At 60.2% G+C, this 21355-nt stretch carries 21 protein-coding genes; 9 read left to right on the top strand and 12 right to left on the bottom strand.

The window, feature by feature from the left end:
* Positions 1-108 precede the first annotated feature (108 nt).
* The 5 genes from AC1UK9_RS24720 to AC1UK9_RS24700 all read left to right on the top strand — a co-directional run bounded on the left by AC1UK9_RS24720 (position 109) and on the right by AC1UK9_RS24700 (position 4385).
* Positions 109-1266 carry a D-alanyl-D-alanine carboxypeptidase family protein gene (locus tag AC1UK9_RS24720; RefSeq protein WP_025108693.1) on the top strand — a complete coding sequence of 386 codons (1158 nt, stop codon included), beginning with the start codon at positions 109-111 and terminating at the stop codon, positions 1264-1266.
* Between the two features lie 86 nt (positions 1267-1352).
* Positions 1353-1628 carry a DUF493 domain-containing protein gene (locus AC1UK9_RS24715; protein ID WP_025108694.1) on the top strand — a complete coding sequence of 92 codons (276 nt, stop codon included), beginning with the start codon at positions 1353-1355 and terminating at the stop codon, positions 1626-1628.
* Positions 1628-2275 carry a lipoyl(octanoyl) transferase LipB gene (lipB, locus tag AC1UK9_RS24710; RefSeq protein WP_025108695.1) on the top strand — a complete coding sequence of 216 codons (648 nt, stop codon included), beginning with the start codon at positions 1628-1630 and terminating at the stop codon, positions 2273-2275. Before AC1UK9_RS24715 ends, lipB begins: the two co-directional genes overlap by 1 nt.
* A gap of 25 nt (positions 2276-2300) precedes the next feature.
* The gene (gene lipA, locus AC1UK9_RS24705) at positions 2301-3299 is read left to right on the top strand and encodes a lipoyl synthase (RefSeq protein WP_160768663.1); all 999 of its coding nucleotides are present in this window, start codon (positions 2301-2303) and stop codon (positions 3297-3299) included.
* Between the two features lie 135 nt (positions 3300-3434).
* On the top strand, positions 3435-4385 hold the full coding sequence (locus AC1UK9_RS24700) for a S66 peptidase family protein (RefSeq protein ID WP_482578676.1): 951 nt from the start codon (positions 3435-3437) through the stop codon (positions 4383-4385).
* A gap of 126 nt (positions 4386-4511) precedes the next feature.
* Here AC1UK9_RS24700 and AC1UK9_RS24695 read toward each other — a convergent pair whose 3' ends face one another.
* Both AC1UK9_RS24695 and arfA read right to left on the bottom strand, forming a co-directional pair.
* On the bottom strand, positions 4512-5834 hold the full coding sequence (locus tag AC1UK9_RS24695) for a lytic murein transglycosylase (RefSeq protein ID WP_473013674.1): 1323 nt from the start codon (positions 5832-5834) through the stop codon (positions 4512-4514).
* Positions 5835-6091: 257 nt separating this feature from the next.
* A complete protein-coding gene (arfA, locus tag AC1UK9_RS24690; protein WP_473013673.1) occupies positions 6092-6244 on the bottom strand; it encodes an alternative ribosome rescue factor ArfA in 153 nt (50 codons plus the stop codon).
* A gap of 14 nt (positions 6245-6258) precedes the next feature.
* Between arfA and AC1UK9_RS24685 the strand changes: the two genes are divergently transcribed.
* A complete protein-coding gene (locus AC1UK9_RS24685) occupies positions 6259-7350 on the top strand; it encodes a hypothetical protein (protein WP_482578675.1) in 1092 nt (363 codons plus the stop codon).
* 38 nt (positions 7351-7388) lie between these two features.
* Here the strand turns inward: AC1UK9_RS24685 and holA are convergent, their stop codons facing one another.
* The 3 genes from holA to leuS form a co-directional block, all read right to left on the bottom strand.
* On the bottom strand, positions 7389-8426 hold the full coding sequence (gene holA / locus AC1UK9_RS24680; RefSeq protein WP_458833968.1) for a DNA polymerase III subunit delta: 1038 nt from the start codon (positions 8424-8426) through the stop codon (positions 7389-7391).
* A 39-nt stretch (positions 8427-8465) separates the two neighbouring features.
* A complete protein-coding gene (locus tag AC1UK9_RS24675; RefSeq protein ID WP_025108701.1) occupies positions 8466-9071 on the bottom strand; it encodes an LPS-assembly lipoprotein LptE in 606 nt (201 codons plus the stop codon).
* An 88-nt stretch (positions 9072-9159) separates the two neighbouring features.
* A complete protein-coding gene (gene leuS, locus AC1UK9_RS24670; protein ID WP_482578674.1) occupies positions 9160-11766 on the bottom strand; it encodes a leucine--tRNA ligase in 2607 nt (868 codons plus the stop codon).
* A gap of 255 nt (positions 11767-12021) precedes the next feature.
* Here leuS and AC1UK9_RS24665 point away from each other — a divergent pair, with 255 nt between their 5' ends.
* Both AC1UK9_RS24665 and AC1UK9_RS24660 read left to right on the top strand, forming a co-directional pair.
* The gene (locus AC1UK9_RS24665; protein ID WP_025108703.1) at positions 12022-12345 is read left to right on the top strand and encodes a hypothetical protein; all 324 of its coding nucleotides are present in this window, start codon (positions 12022-12024) and stop codon (positions 12343-12345) included.
* Between the two features lie 104 nt (positions 12346-12449).
* Positions 12450-13229 carry a YdcF family protein gene (locus AC1UK9_RS24660; RefSeq protein ID WP_482578673.1) on the top strand — a complete coding sequence of 260 codons (780 nt, stop codon included), beginning with the start codon at positions 12450-12452 and terminating at the stop codon, positions 13227-13229.
* A gap of 75 nt (positions 13230-13304) precedes the next feature.
* Here the strand turns inward: AC1UK9_RS24660 and lnt are convergent, their stop codons facing one another.
* From lnt to miaB, 5 genes are all read right to left on the bottom strand, one after another.
* On the bottom strand, positions 13305-14828 hold the full coding sequence (gene lnt, locus AC1UK9_RS24655; RefSeq protein WP_482578672.1) for an apolipoprotein N-acyltransferase: 1524 nt from the start codon (positions 14826-14828) through the stop codon (positions 13305-13307).
* Between the two features lie 15 nt (positions 14829-14843).
* Positions 14844-15683, bottom strand: coding sequence for an HlyC/CorC family transporter (locus AC1UK9_RS24650; protein ID WP_025108706.1), 840 nt, complete (start codon positions 15681-15683; stop codon positions 14844-14846).
* 5 nt (positions 15684-15688) lie between these two features.
* Positions 15689-16183 (bottom strand): rRNA maturation RNase YbeY, encoded by a 495-nt coding sequence (gene ybeY / locus AC1UK9_RS24645; protein WP_215502209.1) that lies wholly within the window; start codon positions 16181-16183, stop codon positions 15689-15691.
* A complete protein-coding gene (locus AC1UK9_RS24640) occupies positions 16176-17174 on the bottom strand; it encodes a PhoH family protein (RefSeq protein ID WP_482578671.1) in 999 nt (332 codons plus the stop codon). The genes ybeY and AC1UK9_RS24640 overlap by 8 nt, the downstream gene beginning before the upstream one ends.
* A gap of 193 nt (positions 17175-17367) precedes the next feature.
* Positions 17368-18696, bottom strand: coding sequence for a tRNA (N6-isopentenyl adenosine(37)-C2)-methylthiotransferase MiaB (gene miaB / locus AC1UK9_RS24635; protein ID WP_482578670.1), 1329 nt, complete (start codon positions 18694-18696; stop codon positions 17368-17370).
* 133 nt (positions 18697-18829) lie between these two features.
* Here miaB and AC1UK9_RS24630 point away from each other — a divergent pair, with 133 nt between their 5' ends.
* A complete protein-coding gene (locus tag AC1UK9_RS24630) occupies positions 18830-19159 on the top strand; it encodes a DUF1820 family protein (RefSeq protein WP_003185742.1) in 330 nt (109 codons plus the stop codon).
* 108 nt (positions 19160-19267) lie between these two features.
* On the opposite strand, the gene AC1UK9_RS24625 is transcribed toward AC1UK9_RS24630, so the two are convergent.
* Both AC1UK9_RS24625 and hemL read right to left on the bottom strand, forming a co-directional pair.
* Positions 19268-19822, bottom strand: coding sequence for a tetratricopeptide repeat protein (locus AC1UK9_RS24625; RefSeq protein WP_482578669.1), 555 nt, complete (start codon positions 19820-19822; stop codon positions 19268-19270).
* Positions 19823-20047: 225 nt separating this feature from the next.
* Positions 20048-21331: a glutamate-1-semialdehyde 2,1-aminomutase gene (hemL, locus tag AC1UK9_RS24620; RefSeq protein ID WP_473013670.1), complete on the bottom strand. Its 1284-nt coding sequence runs from the start codon at positions 21329-21331 to the stop codon at positions 20048-20050.
* Positions 21332-21355: the final 24 nt, after the last annotated feature.

Here is a 21355-nt window from a genome sequence, read left to right as displayed (position 1 = left end):
CCGGCAAGGGTGACTGGAGTGAGCAACTGAACACGCGATGGCCCGTTAGAAGGCTGTCTGAATAGTTTTGCCCTCGGGCAAGTTTCCATTAGCGATTTCGAGAGACGGATGAACATCACCACCTTTGCCAAACGCCTGTGTCTGCTAGTCCCGCTGCTCCTCTCGCCAGCCGCCTTCGCGGCCGAGATGATGCCGTCGCCACCTCAACTGGCTGCAAAAGCCTACGTGCTCATGGACGCCAGCAGCGGCAACGTGCTGGTCGAGAACAATGGTGATCAGCGTCTGCCGCCAGCCAGTCTGACCAAACTGATGACCGCGTACATCGCTACGCTGGAAATCCGTCGCGGCCAGATCGGTGAGAACGACCCGGTGACCGTCAGCGAAAACGCCTGGCGTACCGGCGGTTCGCGGATGTTCATCAAGGTCGGCTCGCAAGTGACCGTCAGCGACCTGCTGCACGGCATCATCATTCAATCTGGCAACGACGCCAGCGTCGCACTGTCCGAGCACATCGCCGGCAGCGAAGACGCTTTCGCCGACCTGATGAACAAGACCGTTACCGATCTGGGCATGACCAATTCCCACTTCATGAACCCGACCGGCCTGCCGAATCCTGAGCACTACTCGTCGGCTCACGACATGGCGATCCTGGCCCGTGCGATCATTCACGAAGACCCGGCTCACTATGCGATCTACTCGCAGAAAGAGTTCTTCTGGAACGGCATCAAGCAGCCTAACCGCAACCTGCTGCTGTGGCGCGACAAGACCGTCGACGGTCTGAAAACCGGTCACACCGACGAAGCCGGCTACTGCATGGTGTCCTCGGCTGTACGTGACGGCCAGCGTCTGATCGCGGTGGTGTTCGGCACCAACAGCGAAGTGGCTCGCGCCGCTGAAACCCAGAAACTGCTGACCTACGGCTTCCGTTTCTTCGAAACCCAGACCTTCTACCAGAAGGGCACCGAACTGGCTCAGGCCCCGGTGTGGAAAGGCACCACCAGTCAAGTCAAGGCCGGCCTGGCTGAAGACCTGACCATGACTCTGCCAAAAGGCCAGCTGAAAAAGCTCGCTGCCAGCATGACCATGAACCCGCAACTGACCGCGCCAATCGCCAAGGGCGACGTGATCGGTAAAGTCGAAGTGAAACTGGACGACAAGGTGGTGCACAGCGCCGACCTGATCGCTCTGGACGCTGTCGAGGAGGGTGGTATCTTCCGTCGCATGTGGGATAGCATCCGTCTATTCTTCTACGGCTTGTTCAACTGATTGAGTGTTGACCTGCATGGCCCCGTTCCCATCCGGATCGGGGCCATGTGCGTTACCACGGCTTACGCTTACGAGGCCGTTACGCCATGACCGATACCGAAGTAAAGGCGCCAAAGATCGAATTTCCCCAGGTTGATTATCCGGTTAAGGTAATCAGCGACACGGGTGTGGGCCACAAGGACAAGATCATCGAGATCGTGAAGAAATTCGCGACCATCAACGATGAGCGTGTTGACGAGCGCCAGAGCACCAACGGCAAGTACACCACCATCCAGTTGCACATCGTCGCAACCGACCAGGATCAGCTGTACAACATCAACAGCGAACTGCGGGCGACCGGTTTCGTACACATGGTGTTGTGATGCCGGGCACGCTGGGCTTTCGCGAACTTGGCCAGATGGCTTACGAGCCGGTCTGGCATGCCATGCAACGCTTCACCAACGAACGCGGCAGCAATGCCGCCGACGAAATCTGGCTGGTCGAGCACCCTCCGGTGTTCACCCAAGGCCAGGCCGGCAAGGCCGAACACCTGCTGCTGCCGGGGGATATCCCGGTGGTACAGGTCGATCGCGGCGGGCAAGTGACCTATCATGGCCCCGGCCAACTGGTGGCCTACCTGTTGCTGGACGTACGCAAGCTGGGTTTCGGCGTACGAGACCTGGTCACGCGCATGGAACAGTGCCTGATCGAACTGCTGGCCAGCTACGGCGTGACCGCCGCCGCCAAGCCAGATGCTCCCGGCGTCTACGTCGACGGAGCGAAAATCGCTTCTCTGGGTTTGCGGATTCGCCACGGTTGTTCCTTTCATGGCCTGGCCCTGAACGTGGATATGAACCTGGAACCGTTTCGACGGATTAATCCCTGCGGCTATGCCGGGCTGGCGATGACCCAGCTGAGCGATCACGCAGGATCGATTGAATTTGCCGAGGTAAGTGCCCGGCTGCGCGCGCAGCTCGTCAAACACCTCGACTATGCTGAGCAGACGACCCTGACGGGCGGAATCGACTGATATGACTACTGATGCAGTGCAAACCATGATCCCGACGCTCGACGTGACCGAGCGCCCGGCCCCGCGTCCCAAGGTTGAAGCCGGCGTCAAGCTGCGCGGCGCCGAGAAGGTTGCACGCATCCCGGTAAAGATCATTCCGACCACCGAACTGCCGAAGAAGCCTGACTGGATTCGCGTACGGATCCCGGTTTCACCGGAAGTCGACCGGATCAAGAGCCTGCTGCGCAAACACAAGCTGCACAGCGTCTGCGAAGAAGCGTCCTGCCCGAACCTCGGCGAGTGCTTCTCCGGCGGCACCGCGACCTTCATGATCATGGGTGACATCTGCACCCGTCGCTGCCCGTTCTGCGACGTCGGCCACGGTCGTCCGAAACCACTGGACGTCAACGAGCCGGAAAGCCTGGCCATCGCCATCGCTGACCTGAAGCTCAAGTACGTGGTGATCACCTCGGTTGACCGCGATGACCTGCGTGACGGTGGTGCCCAGCACTTTGCCGACTGCATCCGCGAAATCCGCAAACTGTCGCCGAACGTGCAACTCGAGACTCTGGTCCCGGACTACCGTGGCCGCATGGACATCGCCCTGGAAATCACCGCAGCCGAGCCGCCGGATGTGTTCAACCACAACCTGGAAACCGTGCCGCGTCTGTACAAGGCTGCGCGTCCGGGTTCGGACTACCAGTGGTCGCTGACCCTGCTGCAGCGCTTCAAGCAGATGATGCCGCACATCCCGACCAAATCCGGCCTGATGCTGGGCCTGGGCGAGACCGACGAAGAAGTCATCGAAGTCATGAAACGCATGCGCGAACACGATATCGACATGCTGACTCTCGGCCAGTACCTGCAACCGTCGCGCAGCCACTTGCCGGTGCAGCGTTTCGTGCATCCGGACACCTTCGCCTGGTTCGCCGAGGAAGGTTACAAGATGGGCTTCAAGAACGTCGCTTCCGGCCCGCTGGTACGTTCCTCGTACCACGCCGATGAGCAGGCGAAACTGGTCAAGGCCGAGCTGCTCGGTTCCTGATTAAGCGCTGAGTGCTTCCGAAAATACCCGCCCTGGCGGGTATTTTTGTTTGCGCCTGCCGAGCACCGAATCTCTTTTGTTTATCGCTGTTCCTGACTACTGTGTCTGCAAGACTTCACACAGGGAGACCCATGGATGACCGTTCGACCGACTCACACCCTTTTTGCACACAAGCCGGTGCCGGCGCTGCCGTCAGAAGGGCGGATCGGCGTGATCGCGCCCGCCGGCCCCGGTGCACTGGACACCGACAAGGCTGTGCAGTGGATGCGCGCCCGTGGTTACGGATTGAAGGTGTTTCCCGGTGTCTACGAAAAGGACGGCTATCTGGCCGGCAGCGACGACGTACGCCTCAATGACCTGCATGCCGCGTTCGCCGACCCCGAGGTTGATGCGATCATCTGCCTGCGCGGCGGCTACGGTACGCCGCGTCTGTTGGACCGGATCGACTTTGACCTCCTGAGTCGTCATGCCAAGCCGTTTGTCGGCTACAGCGACATCACCGCCCTGCATCTGGCTATCAGTCGCTACGCAGGGTTTGTGACCTTTCACGGCCCGCTGCTCAATGCTGATCTGCTGGGCGACAAGGAGCCGCCGACCGTTACCTCATTCTTCGCCATGCTGCGTGGTCAATTGAAAGCGGGGAGTGTGCTGAGCCATCCGGTGGCTTATCCGTTGACTACCGTCGAGCCCGGTATTGCCCATGGGCGGCTGCTGGGTGGCAATCTGGCGATGATTGCCTCGACACTGGGGACGCCTTATGAAATCGACGTGGAAGGCGTGATTCTGCTGATCGAGGACGTCAACGAGCCGCTGTATCGCATCGACCGCTTGCTCACCCAGATGCGCTTGGCCGGCAAGCTGGCCAGGTTGCGCGGGGTGCTGGTCGGTGATGTCGCGGGGGTGGATGTCGAGGCGTTGAACCGCTTGCTCAAGCAGACGTTCGAGCCATTGCGGATTCCGGTGTTGTCGGGATGGCGCAGCGGGCATTGCGACCCGAACCTGACGCTGCCAATGGGCGCGTTGGTGCGGCTGGATGCGGGGAAGCAGGAGTTGATGCTGGAGCAGGATGTAGTGATCAAACTCTAGAGTTTTGTTGCCTGTGTGTCAGTCTTCGGGAGCAAGCCCGCCCCCACATTTGATTTGTGTCGTACACAGAACCAATGTGGGAGCGGGCTTGCTCGCGAAGGCACCATCAGCCATACAACCTGCCCACTATTGAGTGCGCAGGCTCTCAAGCAGCTTATGCGTCGGATACCCGTCCGCTGGCCAGCCAAACGACTGCTGTGCGCTGCGAATCGCTTTACGCGTGTTGGCGCCGATGATCCCGTCCGCCGTGCCTGCATCGTAATTACGCGCACTCAACAGGGTCTGCAATTCGATACGCTCGGAGCGGCTCAATGGCAGATCATCTTTTGGCCAGCTGCCATTGATCAGCCCACCACCGTTGAAGCGCTCGGACAACAGGCTCACCGCCAGTGCATAGGACGAGGAGTTGTTGTACTTGAGGATCGCCCGGAAGTTGTCGAGGATCAGGAACGCCGGGCCACGGTAACCGGCCGGCAGCAGCAAAGCCGCAGACAGCTGTTCCGAACCGGCCGGGGCCTGAGCGCCATTGGGCAGGATCACCCCCAGTTGACGCCATTCGGCAACGCTCTTGCGAATCGCGCCGTCGGCCAGGGTGTAATTGAAGCCGCTCGGCAGTTGCACTTCGAAGCCCCACGGCTGACCGCGCTGCCAGCCGGAGCTTTGCAGGTAATGCGCGGTGGACGCCAGCGCATCCGCCGGGCTGCCCCAGATGTCGCGGCGACCGTCACCGTCGAAATCCACGGCATGGGTGTTGTAGGTGGTCGGAATGAACTGGGTCTGGCCCATCGCACCGGCCCACGAGCCCAACATCTTCTCCGGAGTGATATCACCCTGTTGCAGGATTTGCAGGGCAGCGATCAGTTGCGCATGGGCAAAGCCCGGACGCCGGCCTTCGTAGGCCAGAGTCGCCAGTGAGTTGATCACCGACTTGGTGCCCTGGAACTGGCCGAAATTGCTTTCCATGCCCCACACAGACACCAGCGCCTGACGATCCACACCATAACGCTGCTCGATGCTTTGCAGGATGTCGGCGTACTGACTGATCAGCGCCTGACCCTTGCGCACGCGCAGCGGCGACAACGCGCCGTCGAGGTATTCCCACACCGGGCGGGAGAATTCCGGCTGGCTGCGGTCGGCGCGGATCACGCTGGCGTCGAAGCTGACATTGGCAAAGGCGCGGTCGAATACATCCGCGCGAATACCGGCGGCGAGGGCATCCTTGCGGAAACCTGCCTGCCATTCGGCAAACGTCTGGGTCGGTTGAATATCGAGATTGTCGCCGGACGGCACTACCGGCGGGATGATCGCTGGGGCCGTGACTGCGGGGACGGTCTGTAACGGTTGCGCATCGGCGGCGGTCGGTTTTTCCGCACAGGCGACAAGCAGAATGAAGCTGGAGGCAGCGATCAGTTGGCGAACGGGCCAACGACGGGAAAGACGAAAGGGCATGCACAGTTCCAGGGAATACTATTCAGGTACAGACCTTAACATGCCGGCCCTGAAAATCGGGATTCGGTACGGGAATTTGATCAGCGACAGGCCCGTATGCGGGTCACCTTATTCCTTTCCTTGCACGCTGTTCAACTGTCATATCTGACAGTTGTCGAGGGATCACTATTGGAGGTTCACTCACATCTTGTGGCTGATTGCTTCGGCTTGATACCCACCGAGAGTATTGAGATGAAAAAGCTGCTGTTGGCCATTTTTCAGGCAGCCAGAAAGCAAGAAGCCTCCCAGCTATTAGACTGGAAGGCTTCGCGGCGGTAGCTGCCCTTGCCCTTGGTTGGTCGTTCCTGGCGGCTGCGGAACAAGGGTTGGGCGATGATGGATTTGGCTTTGTTGGATCGTTTTTTACTCATGGCGGATCTCCTGTATGGCGCGCAAGAGTATACGCCTCTGCCTGCCCCCCGCAATCCGAGCAACAACACTCGAATTTGAAGACAAGGCGTGGCTTGGTAAGGAGCCGTTTCCAAGTGACGCCGCTGACTGTCGTGCGAAGCGCCCGACATATTCCATTGTTTTATTGCGAAGGATATTGGAGATCGCCATGGGAAAAATAATTTTGGCTTTAGCAGTTTCGTTGTTATTCGGTTGTGTTCAACATGAAACAGCGCCTCCTCCCACGACAGCAAGTAGTGAGCCGGTGGGCCTTATGGGGCTTGCCACGAATGATGGGGCTGCGGTCGCCGCAACACTCAACACTCGTTATGCACAAACCACGCGCAACTGTTTTAACAGTGAGACGGCACCGACATTTTTATGTTCGGGGATCATTATCCGAGCAACGACGTATGGTGATGGGTATAACGTTTGGGATCCCAGTCCGAGCAGTGTAAGTAAAGGCTTTGTCGCGTTTTCCTATATGCGCAATGATGCAAGGTTTCCCGCACTTTATAGTCATGCGAATAACGGCTACATCGTCCGTCCTGTTTCTGATGCGCTCCCAGGCCAGATAAAGCTTCAATACACGTGCTTCTTTCCAATCGACGGTGCCACGGAGTGGCGAGCAGACAAAGGATGCGGACAACACAGTCTTCATGGAGCCATCAGCCGGTCTTGTTCTCAGCAGGGCATTACGACGGCCAATCAGTTTGTCGCTCATTACATGGCAAACACGCCTACGAGAGAGCAGAAACAGTGCAGCTTCGATGTCCGTGACTCATCGCCCTACCAGACAGCTGCGTTGTTTCGAGAGGCGCTAGCGGCGATGCCCCGTATACCGAAGAATGGAGTGAACGATGAGAACGAACTGGTCGCGACTGTATGGGCCAGGCAGCCGGCCGTTAATATGCCAATCGAAGCGTTCTTTTATACAAATGCCGATGGCTTGGCGCAGGCAAAGAAAAACCAGAGTTCATACTTTGATAAGGCTGCGGGGAAAATCGTACCGATCGTCAAACTTACGATAGGCGCAGGGCAGGCTGCTTCTTTCAGCTTTGCCCTTGGTGACCAGGTGAAGCAGTGAATTGCTGCGGCAAAAAATGCGCCTCTCAGCGCCTGACGTCACTCAGCGGGTAATGTCAGGCGCTGACCCGCCATCAACAACGCCAATCGGCTCAGGCTCATCCACGGCGAACCGGCAGCCTGGCCCTTGATCTGCGCATCGATGCGCTGGGCTTCGAGCAACAACTGCGCCCAGCGTGGCGCCGAGTAGCGTTGCAGGGCTTTGCTCATCAGCGGTTTACGCTTGTCCCAGACTGGCGGTTTCGCCTGGCTGAAACACTTGTCCAGCGGCGTGCCCTGGCTGTACTGCAACGAGATATTGGCCAACAGGCGCAACTCACGCGCCAGCGCCCAGAGAATCACTGGTGGTTCGACGCCTTCACCGCGCAGGCCTTCGAGCATGCGCAGTGCATGGGCCGGTTCGCCGTTGAGCACGGCGTCAGTCAGGCCGAACACGTCGAAACGGGCACTGTCAGCCACCGCGGCCTGCACGGTTTCGACGGTGATCTGCCCGCCTTCGGCCATCAGCTTGAGCTTCTCGATTTCCTGCGCGGCGGCGAGCAGGTTGCCCTCGACGCGTGCGGCAATCAGTTCGACCGCGTCCTGACTGGCCGATAAACCGGCCTGCGACAGACGCTGACGAATCCAGCTCGGTAGCTGATTGGCATCCACTGGCCAGATCTGGATGAACTGGGTCTGCTGACCTTCGACCAGCGCCTTGCCCCACTTGGTCTTCTGCGCACTGCCGTCGAGCTTGGGCAGGCTGATCAGCAGCACCGTGTCTTCAGCGGGGCGCGAGCAGTATTCGATCAGCGCCGCCGCACCCTTGTCACCAGGCTTGCCTGACGGCAAACGCAGTTCCAGCAGGCGTTTTTCGGCGAACAACGACATGCTGGCGCCGGCCTGCAGCAACGTACCCCAATCGAAATTGGCGTCGGCGGCGAACACCTGGCGTTCGTCGAAACCTTGCTGGCGGGCGGCACTGCGGATGGCGTCGGCGGCTTCCTGGCACAACAGCGGGTCATCGCCACTGATGATATAGACGGGCGCAAGCGCGCCTTGCAGGTGTTTGCCGAGTTGAGCGGGAGCGAGCTTCATAAGAGAGGGCGAACGGGGCGCCTGAGCGCCCCGTGCGTCTTACTGCTGCGGCAGTTCGAGCGGCGACTGACGCGGGGTTTCCGCTTCAGCCTTCTGTGCCGCCTTCAGCGCGTCGGCTTCAGCCCGGGCACGGTCGTTGGCCGCTTGCTGCAATTGCTGCAGTTGGCCCGGAGTCAGCTGTTGCAGGCGCAGAATCATGCGCTGAACCAGCTCGCGACGGGTTTCGTTGCGGGCGTCGTTGGCTTCCTGGTCGGAGCCGACAAGGTTGTTGCCGTCGTGGATGAACACCTTCTGCACTTCAAGCTTGTCGCTCAGCAGGTTCAGATTGTGTTCACCAACGATGTCGTAATTCAGCACGGTGGTCACTTGGTACTCACCCGTACGACCGGCGCCGGCGTAGCTGAGAATGCGCTGGTTTTCCTGCTCGTCAGACAGATACAGCTTGTACGGCGCACCGTTGTAGACCTTGACGCCGCTGGACTCCAGTACCTGACGCAGTTGAGTGACAGTCGGACCATAGGTGTTGCGGGCGCTCAGGTCGAGTTCCTTGATCGCCAGTTCGGTGGTGCCAGTGCCGCGCAGCTGGAAACCGCAGGCGCTCAGCAGAACGGCGAGGCCCATCACCAGCAGATTGCGTTTGATCATTGTGTTGCTCCCCTTGAAACCATGTGGGCCGACCCTGCGGCCCGAAAGGTTTTACAGAGCGCCGGGCAGACCCGGCACCCAATCCAATTTAGCTGGCGACGATATTGACCAGTTTGCCCGGCACGACGATCACTTTGCGAATGGTCAGACCGTCGACGAAACGCAGCACGTTTTCGTTGATGCGGGCCGCCGCTTCGACTTCTTCGCGGGTCGCGCTGGCCGGCATTTCGATCTGGCCACGCAGCTTGCCGTTGACCTGGATAACCAGTGTCAGGCTGTCCTGCACCAAGGCACTTTCGTCGACTGCCGGCCAGCCGGCGTCGATGACCGCGTCAGCGTGGCCCAACTGGTTCCACAGCTCGTGGCTGATGTGCGGCGTGATTGGCGCCAGTAGCAAGGTCACGGCTTCGAGGCCTTCGTGAATCAGGGCACGATCCTGTTCGGTGCCTTGTGCGGCTTTCTCCAGCACGTTCATCAGCGTCATCACTTGAGCGATGGCGGTATTGAATTTGTGGTTCTGGCCGACGTCGTGGCTGGCCTGCTTGATGGCCAGGTGGATCGCGCGGCGAACGGCTTTCTGCTCGTCGTTGAGGCTGGCGATGTCCAGTTTGCCCGGCAGGCCCTGGGTGACGTGGGCCTGAGCCAGACGCCAGACGCGCTTGAGGAAGCGGTGCGAGCCTTCGACGCCGGAGTCAGACCATTCGGCGCTCATGTCAGGCGGCGAAGCGAACATCATGAACAGGCGGCAGGTGTCGGCGCCGAACTGATCGATCATCGACTGTGGGTCGACGCCGTTGTTCTTCGACTTGGCCATTTTCTCGGTGCCACCGATTTCCACCGGCAAACCGTCGGATTTCAGTTTGGCGCTGATGACCTTGGCTTTGCTGTCACGCTCAAGTTCCACGTCCGCCGGGTTGAACCAGGTGTAGGCACCATTGGCCTCGCGACGATAGTAGGTCTCGGCGATCACCATGCCCTGGGTCAGCAGGTTCTTGAACGGCTCGTTGGAGCTCACCAGGCCTTCGTCGCGCATCAGCTTGTGGAAGAAGCGCGCGTACAGCAGGTGGAGAATGGCGTGTTCGATACCACCGATGTACTGATCCACCGGCAGCCAGTGGTCAGCCGCGGATTTTTCCACCAGGCCACCTTCGAAGTGCGGCGAGGCGTAACGGGCGTAGTACCACGAGGACTCGACGAAGGTGTCCATGGTGTCGGTTTCACGCTTGGCAGGCTGACCGCATTTCGGGCAGCTGCACTCGTAGAATTCCGGCATGCGCGCCAGCGGCGAACCGGCGCCGTCCGGCACCACGTCTTCCGGCAGCACCACCGGCAACTGGTCTTCCGGCACCGGCACGTCACCGCAAGTGTTGCAGTGGATGATCGGGATCGGGCAGCCCCAGTAGCGCTGACGGCTGATGCCCCAGTCGCGCAGGCGGAACTGGGTGCGCGAGGCTCCGAGGTTTTTCTTGATCAGGGCGACTTCCATGGCGTCGAACGCACCGGTGAAGTCCAGGCCGTCGAACTCGCCGGAGTTGATCAGCGTGCCGTGCTCGCCGTAGGCGTCTTGCCACGGGGCCGGGTTGCTGTCACCGGAGCTGGTACGCACCACTGATTTGACCAGCAGGTTGTACTTGTGGGCGAATTCGAAATCGCGCTCATCGTGCGCCGGAACTGCCATCACGGCGCCGTCGCCGTAATGCATCAGCACGTAGTTGGCGACCCACACCGGCAGTTTCTCACCGGTCAGCGGGTGCTCGACGAACAGGCCGGTCGGCAGGCCTTTCTTCTCTTGCGTGGCGACGTCGGCTTCGGCAACGCTGCCGCCCTTGCATTCAGCGATGAACGCTTGCAGCTCTGGGTTGTTCTTTGCGGCCAGAGCAGCCAGGTGGTGCTCGGCGGCCACGGCGACGTAGGTCGCGCCCATCAGGGTGTCCGGACGGGTGGTGAAGACTTTGAGTGTGCCTTCTTCGCCGATCGATTCGACGTTGTACGGGAACTGCACTTCCATGCCGCGGGATTTGCCGATCCAGTTGCGCTGCATGGTCTTGACCTGTTCAGGCCAGCCAGTGAGTTCGTCGAGGCTCTCGAGCAGCTCATCCGCGTAAGCGGTGATCTTGAAGTAGTACATCGGGATTTCGCGCTTTTCGATCAGCGCGCCGGAACGCCAGCCGCGACCGTCGATCACCTGTTCGTTGGCCAGAACAGTCTGGTCGATGGGGTCCCAGTTCACGGTGCCGTTTTTACGGTAGATCACGCCTTTTTCGAACAGGCGAGTGAACAGCCATTGTTCCCAGCGATAGTAATCGGGCTTGCAGGTGGTCACTTCACGGGACCAGTCCACCGCCAGACCCAGGCTGCGCAGCTGGGACTTCATGTAGGCGATGTTTTCGTAGGTCCACTTGGCAGGCGCCACGTTGTTCTTCATCGCGGCGTTTTCCGCCGGCATGCCGAAAGCGTCCCAACCCATGGGTTGCAGGACGTTCTTGCCTTGCATGCGCTGGTAGCGGGAGATCACGTCGCCGATGGTGTAGTTGCGCACGTGCCCCATGTGTAGCTTGCCGCTGGGGTAAGGGAACATCGACAGGCAGTAGTAGGTCTCCTTGCCTGGCTGTTCACTGACTTCAAAGGACTTTTGCTCGTCCCAGAACGATTGGGCGGCGGCTTCGATTTCACGGGGCTGATATTGTTCGTGCATGGCTACTTTTGTACTGGATAGGGGTGGCCTAATCCTCTTCAACGAGCGATCCGGAGATGGTCCGGATGAGCTGGAAGTGGAATTACAGGAAGCGCCGTAGCATACATGACCGCGCTTGGCCTAGGGAAACCCTGATTACAGCTGTTTGGCCGGCAAAAAACCTGGCCAGGGCCGTTGGTCGCGGCGTGCAGCCGGTTTGTGCAGCGAAGCTAAGCTCTAATTGGGGAGTGAGTCTTATCTTCAATGAGGTGAGGGATGGTGGAGCAACGGCAAAAAAACGTGACGAAACCCGAGTTGTACGAGCGGTTGATGGATCGTCTGGGCATGGCGCTCGACGCGGCAAAAACCGCTGGCCGGCTGCGCGATGAGCGCCCCCTGGAACTGGAATTGCGTGGCTTGAGCCCCGCCGAGTTCAAATTGGTCAAGGCCTATCTGGATCGCAGTGAACGTGAAACGCATGGATACCTGTCGCAGGCAGTGAAGCAGCTCGATGCAGCACATTCGGCCAAGGTCATCTGGCTCAAGGACAAGGCGCCCGGCAAAGACACCGTCAAGGTTCGCTCTTTGCAGGCCAAGTAAGCGCAAGACGGCAAAAAACGGATCTTTTTCAACGGGATCCCACCCTATCGGTTGTAACGCTTTATTAACACTCTTAGGCTTCGGGCATCTCTGGAGATGCCCCGATGCCATTTCGTTATTTCATCAAACAACTTCTATTGCCGCCCGGCATTCTTTTACTGCTGTTGCTGGTTGCCTGGTGGCTGCGCCGCTCCCGACCGCGACTGGCCGGTGTGTGTTTTGCCATTGGCCTGGGCGGTTTCTGGCTGATGAGCCTGCCGGTGGTCGTGCAGTGGGGCGCCAAAGCACTTGAGCGTGAACCGCCGCTGCCCCGTGACGCATGGACGGCGCTGGCGCAACGGGCTGATGCCATCGTGGTGCTGGGTTCAGGGCGTGAGCGCGGGGACCTGGCCTGGGGCGAGGATCAGCCGACCGGAGTGGGGCTGGAGCGTCAGCGCTACGCCGCGCGGCTGGCCAAGGCGTCCGGTTTGCCGATCCTGACCAGCGGCGGCTTGCATTACGGCACGCCGCCGACCGAAGCCAAGCTGATGGCTGATTCGCTGCTCGACGATTTCGGCGTGACAACACGCTGGCAGGAAGGTGAAAGCCGCACCACCTGGGAGAACGCCAGACTCAGCGCCGATATCCTGCTGCCCCAAGGCATCAGACGCGTCGTCGTGGTAACGCAGGCCTGGCACATGCTGCGCGCAGTCTGGTGTTTCGAGCAGGCTGGATTTGAAGTGGTACCAGCGCCTGTCGGCTTTCTAGGCACCGATAACGCCCGGCCATTTGGTGGCTGGCTGCCGGAGTTCAAGTCGATCTGGCAGAGCGGGCAATTGCTGAATGAGGCGGTGGGGCAGGTGGGGTATTCGCTGTTTTACCGAGGTGATGCGATCCCTGATTGATTGGCTGCTGCTCATGCCCCCTTCGCGAGCAAGCCCGCTCCAACAGTAGATCTGCAGGGCTTGCTCGCGAAGTTTTTAAAGGGTTTTTGACATCCGGCTCGCCATCAGCGCCCAGCCAAACAGCAGCACACACACGATGATCAGTGGCCACGAACGCCATTGCAGGTACGGCGTCAGGTTGTGCATCGGCACCACTTCGCCGTACAGGATGCCCTGCTCGAACTGCGGAATCTGCTCGGTGATCTGCCCGAAAGGGTTGATCAGCCCGGTTACGCCGTTGTTGGTGGCGCGGATCATCCAGCGGCCCGCTTCAAGTGCACGCATTTGCGCCATCTGCAGGTGTTGCAGCGGGCCGATCGAGGTGCCGAACCAGGTGTCGTTGCTGATCGTCAGCAGCAGATCACTGCGTGCCGACAGGCCTGCGGCGAATTCCGGGTACACCACTTCGTAGCAGATGAACGGCGCAATCTGATAACCCTTGGCTTGCAGCAACGGCTGGTCCGCCGGGCCGCGAGCGAAGTCGGACATCGGCAAGTCAAAGAACGCGATCAAGCCGCGCAACAGTTCCTGCAACGGCACGTATTCACCGAAAGGCACCAGTTTCTGCTTGAGGTAGGTGCCGTCGCCTTCGCCGACCACGGTGATGCCATTGAAGAAGCGTTTTTCGTGACGGACCATCTCGCGGATCGGCACGCCGGTGATCAGCGCCGATTTACGCTCGGCGGCGAAGGTGCCCATCATGCTCAGGTAGCCTTCGGCGGACTCTTTGAGTACCGGCACAGCGGTTTCCGGCCAGATCAGCAGGTCCACACGCTTCGAGCGAAAACTCAGGTCGCGGTACAGCGCCAGTTGTGCGTTGAGCTCGGCCGGGTCCCATTTCATGCTCTGCGCGACGTTGCCCTGAATCGCGGCAACCGTCAGCGGCGCGCCGGACGGGCTGGTCCAGGCATGGCCCTTGAGGGCAATGCCAGCGACCCACGGCCCGACCAGCAACAGCAGACCGGCGGCGATAAAGCCTTTGCGTCCGCCGCTCAACAGACGTGGTGCGTTGTAGATCAGCGCTGCGGTCAGCGCCAGCACGAACGAAACCAGCCACATGCCGCCGACCGGGGCGAGCCCGGACAGCGGGCCGTCGAGCTGGCTGTAGCCGGAATAGAGCCACGGGAAGCCAGTGAGGAACCAGCCGCGAAAGGCTTCCTGGCCGACCCACAGCGCAGCAAACGCCAGCGCGTCGGCCAGCGGTGCTTCGTTGCGGCGCAACCAGCGCGCCCAGACCCACGCGGGCAGGGCGAAGAACAACGCGATCGCTGCGGTGAACAGCAGCATCAGGAACCCGGCCAGCAGCACGGATGCGCCGCCGAAGTGGTGGATGCTATAGTAGATCCAGCTGGTCCCGGCGCCGAACAGGCCGAAACCGAAGCACCAGCCACGGCCCAGCGCCTGGCGCGGTTTCAGCTCGCGCAGGCCGGCGTAGAACAGGCCGACCGCCAGCAGGGCCAGCGGCCAGATGTTGAACGGAGCCAGCGCGAAGGTGGTGATTGCACCGGCCGCCACGGCCAGCAGGTTACCGGGCCAGCCGGGGCGGGTTGTCCAGCGCATTTCTATCCTTAATGATTACCGAGCGATTGGCGTCAGTCGCAGCAAATGAATCCGACGGCTGTCGGCGTTCAGGATGCGGAAACGATAGGCGCCGATTTCAGTGATTTCGTTGCGTTTTGGCAAGTGCCCGAACGCGCTCATCACCAAGCCACCGACGGTGTCGAATTCGTCGTCGGAGAATTCGCTGTCGAAGAACTCGTTGAAGTTCTCGATCGGCGTCAGCGCCTTGATCAGGAAGTCACCGCTGGGCAGCGGTTTGATGTAGCTGTCTTCTTCGACGTCGTGCTCGTCTTCGATGTCGCCGACGATCTGTTCCAGCACGTCTTCGATCGTCACCAGGCCGGCCACGCCGCCGTACTCGTCGATGACGATGGCCATGTGGTTGTGGTTGGCGCGAAACTCACGCAGCAACACGTTCAGACGCTTGGACTCCGGTACAAACGTGGCCGGGCGCAGCAGGTCCTTGATGTTGAAGGTGTCACCGTTCTCCTTGAGGATCAGCGGCAGCAGATCCTTGGCCAGCAGCACGCCCATCACGTCGTCGTGGCTTTCACCAATGACCGGGTAGCGCGAGTGGGCCGAGTCGAGCACGGCGGGCAGGAATTCACGAGGGGTCTGGGTCGCCTTGATGCTGATCATCTGCGAGCGCGGGACCATGATGTCACGCACTTGCAGGTCAGCCACCTGGATGGCGCCTTCGACGATGGCCAGCGCTTCGCTGTCCAGCAGTTTGTTCTGATGTGCATCACGCAGCAGCTCAAGCAGCTCCTGACGGTTCTTCGGCTCGTGGGCAAAAGCCTGGGTCAGTTTACCCAGCCATGACTTCTGCCCGTTGCTCGATCGATCTTCGCTCATAGCGATTACTCTGAATCCTTTGTTGTAACGATAGGGGATGTTTCGGTTTCGTCGTCCGCGTACGGATCGGGATAACCCAATTCGGCAAGCAACTCGCGTTCCAGTGCTTCCATTTCTTCGGCTTCGTCGTCATCTATATGGTCGTAACCGAGCAGATGCAAGCAGCCGTGAATGACCAGATGTGCCCAGTGCGCTTTAAGTTCCTTGCCCTGTTCGGCGGCTTCACGCTCGACCACGGCCACGCAGATCACCAGATCGCCTAGCAGCGGGATGTCGAGAAACTCGTCGGGTACTTCGGCAGGAAACGACAGGACGTTGGTCGCGTAATCCTTGTGGCGCCAGGTGTGATTGAGCTCACGACCTTCTTCCTCGTCAACCAGGCGAATGGTCATTTCCGAGTCGGCGGTGCGCTGGCGCAGGGCCAGTTCGCACCATTGGCGGAACTCGGCTTCGCTCGGGGCGTTCGCTTCGGTTGCGATTTGCAGGTCCAGCTCAAGCATCGCGCGAGGTGTCCTTGGGGGCATCGGCGCGGCTTTCGAAGCGCTCGTAGGCTTCGACGATCCGCTGCACCAATGGGTGGCGCACGACGTCTTTGGGCTGGAAGTGCGTGAAGCTGATGCCCGGAACGTCCTTGAGCACTTCGATCACATGATGCAGGCCGGACTTGGTGCCGCGCGGCAGGTCGACCTGGGTGATGTCGCCGGTGATGACCGCGGTGGAGCCGAAGCCGATCCGGGTCAGGAACATCTTCATTTGCTCGACGGTGGTGTTCTGGCTTTCGTCGAGAATGATGAAGCTGTTGTTCAGCGTCCGACCACGCATGTAGGCCAGCGGCGCGACTTCGATCACTTGACGCTCGATCAGCTTGGCCACGTATTCGAAGCCGAGCATCTCGTAGAGTGCGTCGTAGAGCGGGCGCAGGTACGGGTCGATTTTCTGGCTCAGGTCACCGGGCAGGAAGCCGAGTTTCTCCCCGGCTTCGACCGCTGGGCGCACCAGCAGGATACGGCGGATCTGCTCGCGCTCCAGTGCATCGACGGCACACGCTACGGCCAGATAAGTCTTGCCGGTACCGGCTGGACCGATGCCGAAGTTGATGTCGTTGCCGAGGATTTCCTTCACGTAGCGCAGTTGATTCAAGCCGCGTGGGCGAATCATGCCTTTCTTGGTGCGCAGGGCGACGGACGCTTCGGCGGGGGCGTGATTGTCCAGCTCGACGACGGCCGATTCCTGGAGGAACAGGTGCACCAGGTCCGGCGACAGCTCGGTACCCTTGGTTTCCCGGTACAGGCGGCGCAGCAGGTTTTCCGCAGACGTGGTGTGCTTGGGTTCGCCGATCAGTTCGAACTGGTTTCCGCGGTTGCGGATCTCGATGGCCAGGCGTTGTTCGATCAAGCGCAGGTGCTCGTCGAATTGCCCGCACAGATTGGCGAAGCGGCGAGCTTCAAAAGGCTCGAGGATAAAACGATGTGGTTCTATGGGTGCGTTCAAGGTCGTATTTAGCCGCCCTGGGGCAATTAAGATGAAATCAAGGATAACGCCAGTGGCGTGGGTGCGAAAGCTCTTAAATAAATGCAGTTCCTATGGGAGCGAGCCTGCTCGCGATGGGCGTGATGCGGTTCATCTGACAAACCACGTCATCGTTCATCGCGAGCAGGCTCGCTCCCACAGTTGAACATTAGTGTTACTGGACCAGCGAGCCGCGCAACGAGTGCGGTTGTGCCGCGTCGATGTGCACGTCGGCGAACTGGCCGATCAGGGTCGGATTATCGCAGCGGAAGTTGACGATACGATTATTCTCGGTACGCCCTTGCAGCTCGCCCGGGTCTTTTTTCGAGTAGTCGGTGACCAGAATGCGCTGGATCGAACCGACCATTTGTCGGCTGATCTCGAACCCTTGCTGGTTCAGGCGGTGCTGCAAGGCGTTCAGGCGTTCCTTCTTAAGTTCTTCCGGGGTGTCATCGGCCAGATCGGCCGCCGGGGTGCCCGGGCGCTGGCTATAGACGAACGAGTAGGAGAAGTCGAAGCCGACGTCGGCAATCAGCTTCATCGTCTGTTCGAAGTCTTTCTCGGTTTCGCCGGGGAAGCCGACGATGAAGTCCGAGCTGATGCAGATGCCCGGCACGGCGGCGCGCAGTTTGCGCAGCTTGGACTTGTATTCCAGCGCCGTGTGGTTGCGCTTCATTGCCGCCAGAATCCGGTCTGAACCCGACTGCACCGGCAAGTGCAGGTGTTTCACCAGCTCCGGCACGTCGGCATGGGCCTGAATCAGGCTGTCGGAGAACTCCAGCGGGTGCGAGGTGGTGTAGCGGATGCGGTCGATGCCATCAACGGCGGCCACTACGCGGATCAACTCCGCCAGATCGGCCAGGCGACCGTCATGGGTGGTGCCGCGATAACCGTTGACATTCTGCCCCAGCAAAGTCACTTCACGCACGCCGTTTTCGGCGAGGTGGATGATTTCGGCGATCACGTCGTCGAACGGCCGGCTGACTTCTTCGCCTCGGGTGTAGGGCACCACGCAGAACGTGCAGTACTTGCTGCAGCCTTCCATCACCGACACGTACGCGCTCGGGCCATCGATGCGCGGCTCGGGCAGGTGGTCGAATTTTTCGATTTCCGGGAACGAGACGTCGACTTGCGGCAGCTTGCTGCTGCGCGCGGCGTCGATCATTTCCGGCAGGCGGTGCAGGGTCTGCGGGCCGAAGACCACGTCGACGTACGGTGCGCGATCACGGATCGCCGCGCCTTCCTGGCTGGCCACGCAACCGCCGACGGCGATCACCATGTCCGGGTTGGCCAGTTTCAGTTCGCGCCAGCGGCCGAGCTGCGAGTACACCCGATCCTGGGCGCGTTCGCGGATCGAACAGGTGTTGAGCAGAATCACGTCGGCGTCTTCGGCGCGGGCGGTGACTTCCAGGGCCTGATGTTCGCCCAGCAGATCGACCATGCGCGAGCTGTCGTACTCGTTCATCTGGCAACCGTGGGTTTCGATGTAAAGCTTCTTGGCCATGGAGTAGGGTCGTCACGTGATTCAAAGAACCGCGCATTATAGGGAACAAGCCCTCAGGTTCCTACCGCTGTGCGTCCAGTGGCTATGCTATAGTTTGCGCCCTCATTTTTATCCCCGATGTTATCCCCCCGCCATGACCAAACGCGAAGCTCCAATCTATAAGGTGATTTTCCTCAATCAGGGCCAGGTGTTCGAAATGTACGCCAAGCAGATCTATCAAAGTGATCTGTGGGGTTTCCTGGAAGTGGAAGAGTTCGTCTTTGGCGAGCGCACGCAAGTGGTGGTCGATCCGAGCGAAGAGAAGCTCAAGGCGCAGTTTGAAGGCGTGGTGCGCAGCTTTGTGCCGATGCATTCGATTGTGCGCATCGACGAGGTGGAGCGTCTGGGCACCCCGAAAATCAGCGAAGCCCGTGGCGCAGTCGGCAATGTGATGCCGTTTCCGATGCCGATGCCTGAGAAGTAAGTCGCCAACCCGGGTCGCTGCCATCGCGAGCAGGCTCACTCCTGCAGGTGATCTTCAGTGTGCAGGAGATCCCCTGCTTGCGAGGGGCCAGAAAGGTCGGCGCAGAAATTAAGGCAGTGGCGAAAACGGCGTACGCCCATCGGCGCTCTGCAGTTCCATCAGGTATTTACGGAAAATTTGCCCGAGCACCTGAGTCGCGGTTTCGAGGTCTTCGCGGGACATTTTTTCGGAGACTTCGTCGGCGGTGTCCAGTGCATCTTCAGCGCCGTTGACCGCGGCCATCTTCAGCACGATGTAAGCCTGAATGTTGTTGGCCTGCACGCCTTCACCGTGGAAGAACATGGTGCCGAGTTTGAACTGCGCCTGAGCGTGGCCTTGCAACGAGGCTTTTTCGAAGTAGCTCAGGGCTTGATTGAGGTCACGCGGCGCATTCTTTCCGTCGTAGTAGAACTCACCCAACTCGTATTGCGCTTGCGCATCCCCTTCGTCCGCCGCTTTCTGGCAGGCGGCCAGTGCCTGCGTGACGTCTTGCGGCTGAGTGTTGAGGGTGCAACGACCCAGCGCCGGGATCAACAACGAGTTGCCGCCTGCTTGTGCATGCGCGAGCAGGGGCTGAAGGAGCAACAGGCAGCCCAAGGCAAGGGTGCGGCCGGTGCGGTTCATGGGAATCGACTTACCTCTGAAGGGCACGCGGACCCATCGAGGGATCCAATAAGCGCGCATTATGAAATAAGCAGGGCCAACCTTACAAAGTCTTTACTCGTTTTTCTGCTGCGCGGGGAATATATCGGCCACTTTCTGGCGGATTTTTAGCAGAGGCGTGGGAAAAACGGCGCAGGTGTAGGTGAAAGCTGACGCTGGCAATGGCCAACGTCAGCGGTGCGGCGATTACTTCAGTGCAGCGAAGGCGCGTTCGGCAGCGTCCAGAGTGATTTTCAGCTCGGCTTCGCCGTGGGCGATCGAAGTGAAACCAGCTTCGAATGCGCTTGGTGCCAGGTACACCCCGCCTTCCAGCATCAGGTGGAAGAAGCGACCGAACAGTGCTGCGTCGCTGGCCATCACGTCTTCAAAGGTGACGATATCGTCGGCGCCGCTGAAGTACAGGCCGAACATGCCACCAGCCTGCGTGGTCACGAACGGGATGCCCGCGGCATCGGCGCGCTGTTGCAGGCCGTCGAGCAGGCGCGTGGTGTAGTCGGTCAGCTCGGCGTGGAAGCCTGGACGACTGATCAAACGCAACGTGGTCAAACCGGCGGCCATCGCCAGCGGGTTACCCGACAAGGTGCCGGCCTGATACACCGGACCCAGCGGCGCGATGCGCTCCATGATTTCACGCTTGCCGCCGAAGCAGCCGACCGGCATGCCGCCGCCGATGATCTTGCCGAAAGTGGTCAGGTCAGGGTTGACGCCGTAGTAGGCCTGGGCACCGCCGAGGGCGACGCGGAAACCGGTCATCACTTCGTCGAAAATCAGCACCACGCCATGCTTGTCGCACAGCGCGCGCAGGCCTTCGAGGAAGCCCGGTGCCGGCGGTACGCAGTTCATGTTGCCTGCTACTGGCTCGACGATGATGCACGCCACGTCCTGGCCGACTTCAGCGAGCATCTTTTCAACCGCGTCGATGTCATTGAACGGCAGAGTCAGGGTGTGTTTGGCGAATGCAGCCGGCACACCGGCGGAGCTTGGCACGCCCTGAGTCAGTGCGCCGGAGCCGGCCTTGACCAGCAGGCTGTCGGAGTGACCGTGGTAGCAGCCTTCGAACTTGATGATGCTGTCACGACCGGTGTAACCACGGGCCAGACGGATCGCGCTCATGGTCGCTTCGGTACCGGAGCTGACCATGCGCACCATGTCCATCGATGGCACCAGCGAGCAGACCAGATCGGCCATCTCGGTTTCCATCGCGGTCGGCGCGCCGTACGACAAGCCGTGTTGCAATTGATTGCGTACCGCGTCGAGCACGTCCGGATGGCTGTGGCCGAGGATCATCGGACCCCACGAACCTACGTAGTCCACATAGCGCTTGTCATCTTCGTCAGTGACGTAGGCGCCTTCGGCGTGCTTGAAGAACAGCGGCGTGCCGCCCACGCTCTTGAACGCGCGAACCGGCGAATTCACGCCACCGGGAATGTGTTTCTGGGCATTGGCAAACAGGGTTTCGGAACGAGACATGATCGGGCTCTCAAATCAGATTTC

The sequence above is a fragment of the Pseudomonas sp. AK-TSAG1-1 genome (assembly GCF_056821665.1).
This window is presented reverse-complemented; position numbering and strand designations above follow the sequence as displayed.

Bases quoted from the DNA above. Each gene is read 5' to 3' on its own strand.
- AC1UK9_RS24720 (WP_025108693.1), top strand. From the start codon at position 109: ATGAACATCACCACCTTTGCCAAACGCCTGTGTCTGCTAGTCCCGCTG.
- AC1UK9_RS24715 (WP_025108694.1), top strand. From the start codon at position 1,353: ATGACCGATACCGAAGTAAAGGCGCCAAAGATCGAATTTCCCCAGGTT.
- lipB (WP_025108695.1), top strand. From the start codon at position 1,628: ATGCCGGGCACGCTGGGCTTTCGCGAACTTGGCCAGATGGCTTACGAG.
- lipA (WP_160768663.1), top strand. From the start codon at position 2,301: ATGATCCCGACGCTCGACGTGACCGAGCGCCCGGCCCCGCGTCCCAAG.
- AC1UK9_RS24700 (WP_482578676.1), top strand. From the start codon at position 3,435: ATGACCGTTCGACCGACTCACACCCTTTTTGCACACAAGCCGGTGCCG.
- AC1UK9_RS24695 (WP_473013674.1), bottom strand. From the start codon at position 5,834: ATGCCCTTTCGTCTTTCCCGTCGTTGGCCCGTTCGCCAACTGATCGCT.
- arfA (WP_473013673.1), bottom strand. From the start codon at position 6,244: ATGAGTAAAAAACGATCCAACAAAGCCAAATCCATCATCGCCCAACCC.
- AC1UK9_RS24685 (WP_482578675.1), top strand. From the start codon at position 6,259: ATGGCGCGCAAGAGTATACGCCTCTGCCTGCCCCCCGCAATCCGAGCA.
- holA (WP_458833968.1), bottom strand. From the start codon at position 8,426: ATGAAGCTCGCTCCCGCTCAACTCGGCAAACACCTGCAAGGCGCGCTT.
- AC1UK9_RS24675 (WP_025108701.1), bottom strand. From the start codon at position 9,071: ATGATCAAACGCAATCTGCTGGTGATGGGCCTCGCCGTTCTGCTGAGC.
- leuS (WP_482578674.1), bottom strand. From the start codon at position 11,766: ATGCACGAACAATATCAGCCCCGTGAAATCGAAGCCGCCGCCCAATCG.
- AC1UK9_RS24665 (WP_025108703.1), top strand. From the start codon at position 12,022: ATGGTGGAGCAACGGCAAAAAAACGTGACGAAACCCGAGTTGTACGAG.
- AC1UK9_RS24660 (WP_482578673.1), top strand. From the start codon at position 12,450: ATGCCATTTCGTTATTTCATCAAACAACTTCTATTGCCGCCCGGCATT.
- lnt (WP_482578672.1), bottom strand. From the start codon at position 14,828: ATGCGCTGGACAACCCGCCCCGGCTGGCCCGGTAACCTGCTGGCCGTG.
- AC1UK9_RS24650 (WP_025108706.1), bottom strand. From the start codon at position 15,683: ATGAGCGAAGATCGATCGAGCAACGGGCAGAAGTCATGGCTGGGTAAA.
- ybeY (WP_215502209.1), bottom strand. From the start codon at position 16,183: ATGCTTGAGCTGGACCTGCAAATCGCAACCGAAGCGAACGCCCCGAGC.
- miaB (WP_482578670.1), bottom strand. From the start codon at position 18,696: ATGGCCAAGAAGCTTTACATCGAAACCCACGGTTGCCAGATGAACGAG.
- AC1UK9_RS24630 (WP_003185742.1), top strand. From the start codon at position 18,830: ATGACCAAACGCGAAGCTCCAATCTATAAGGTGATTTTCCTCAATCAG.
- AC1UK9_RS24625 (WP_482578669.1), bottom strand. From the start codon at position 19,822: ATGAACCGCACCGGCCGCACCCTTGCCTTGGGCTGCCTGTTGCTCCTT.
- hemL (WP_473013670.1), bottom strand. From the start codon at position 21,331: ATGTCTCGTTCCGAAACCCTGTTTGCCAATGCCCAGAAACACATTCCC.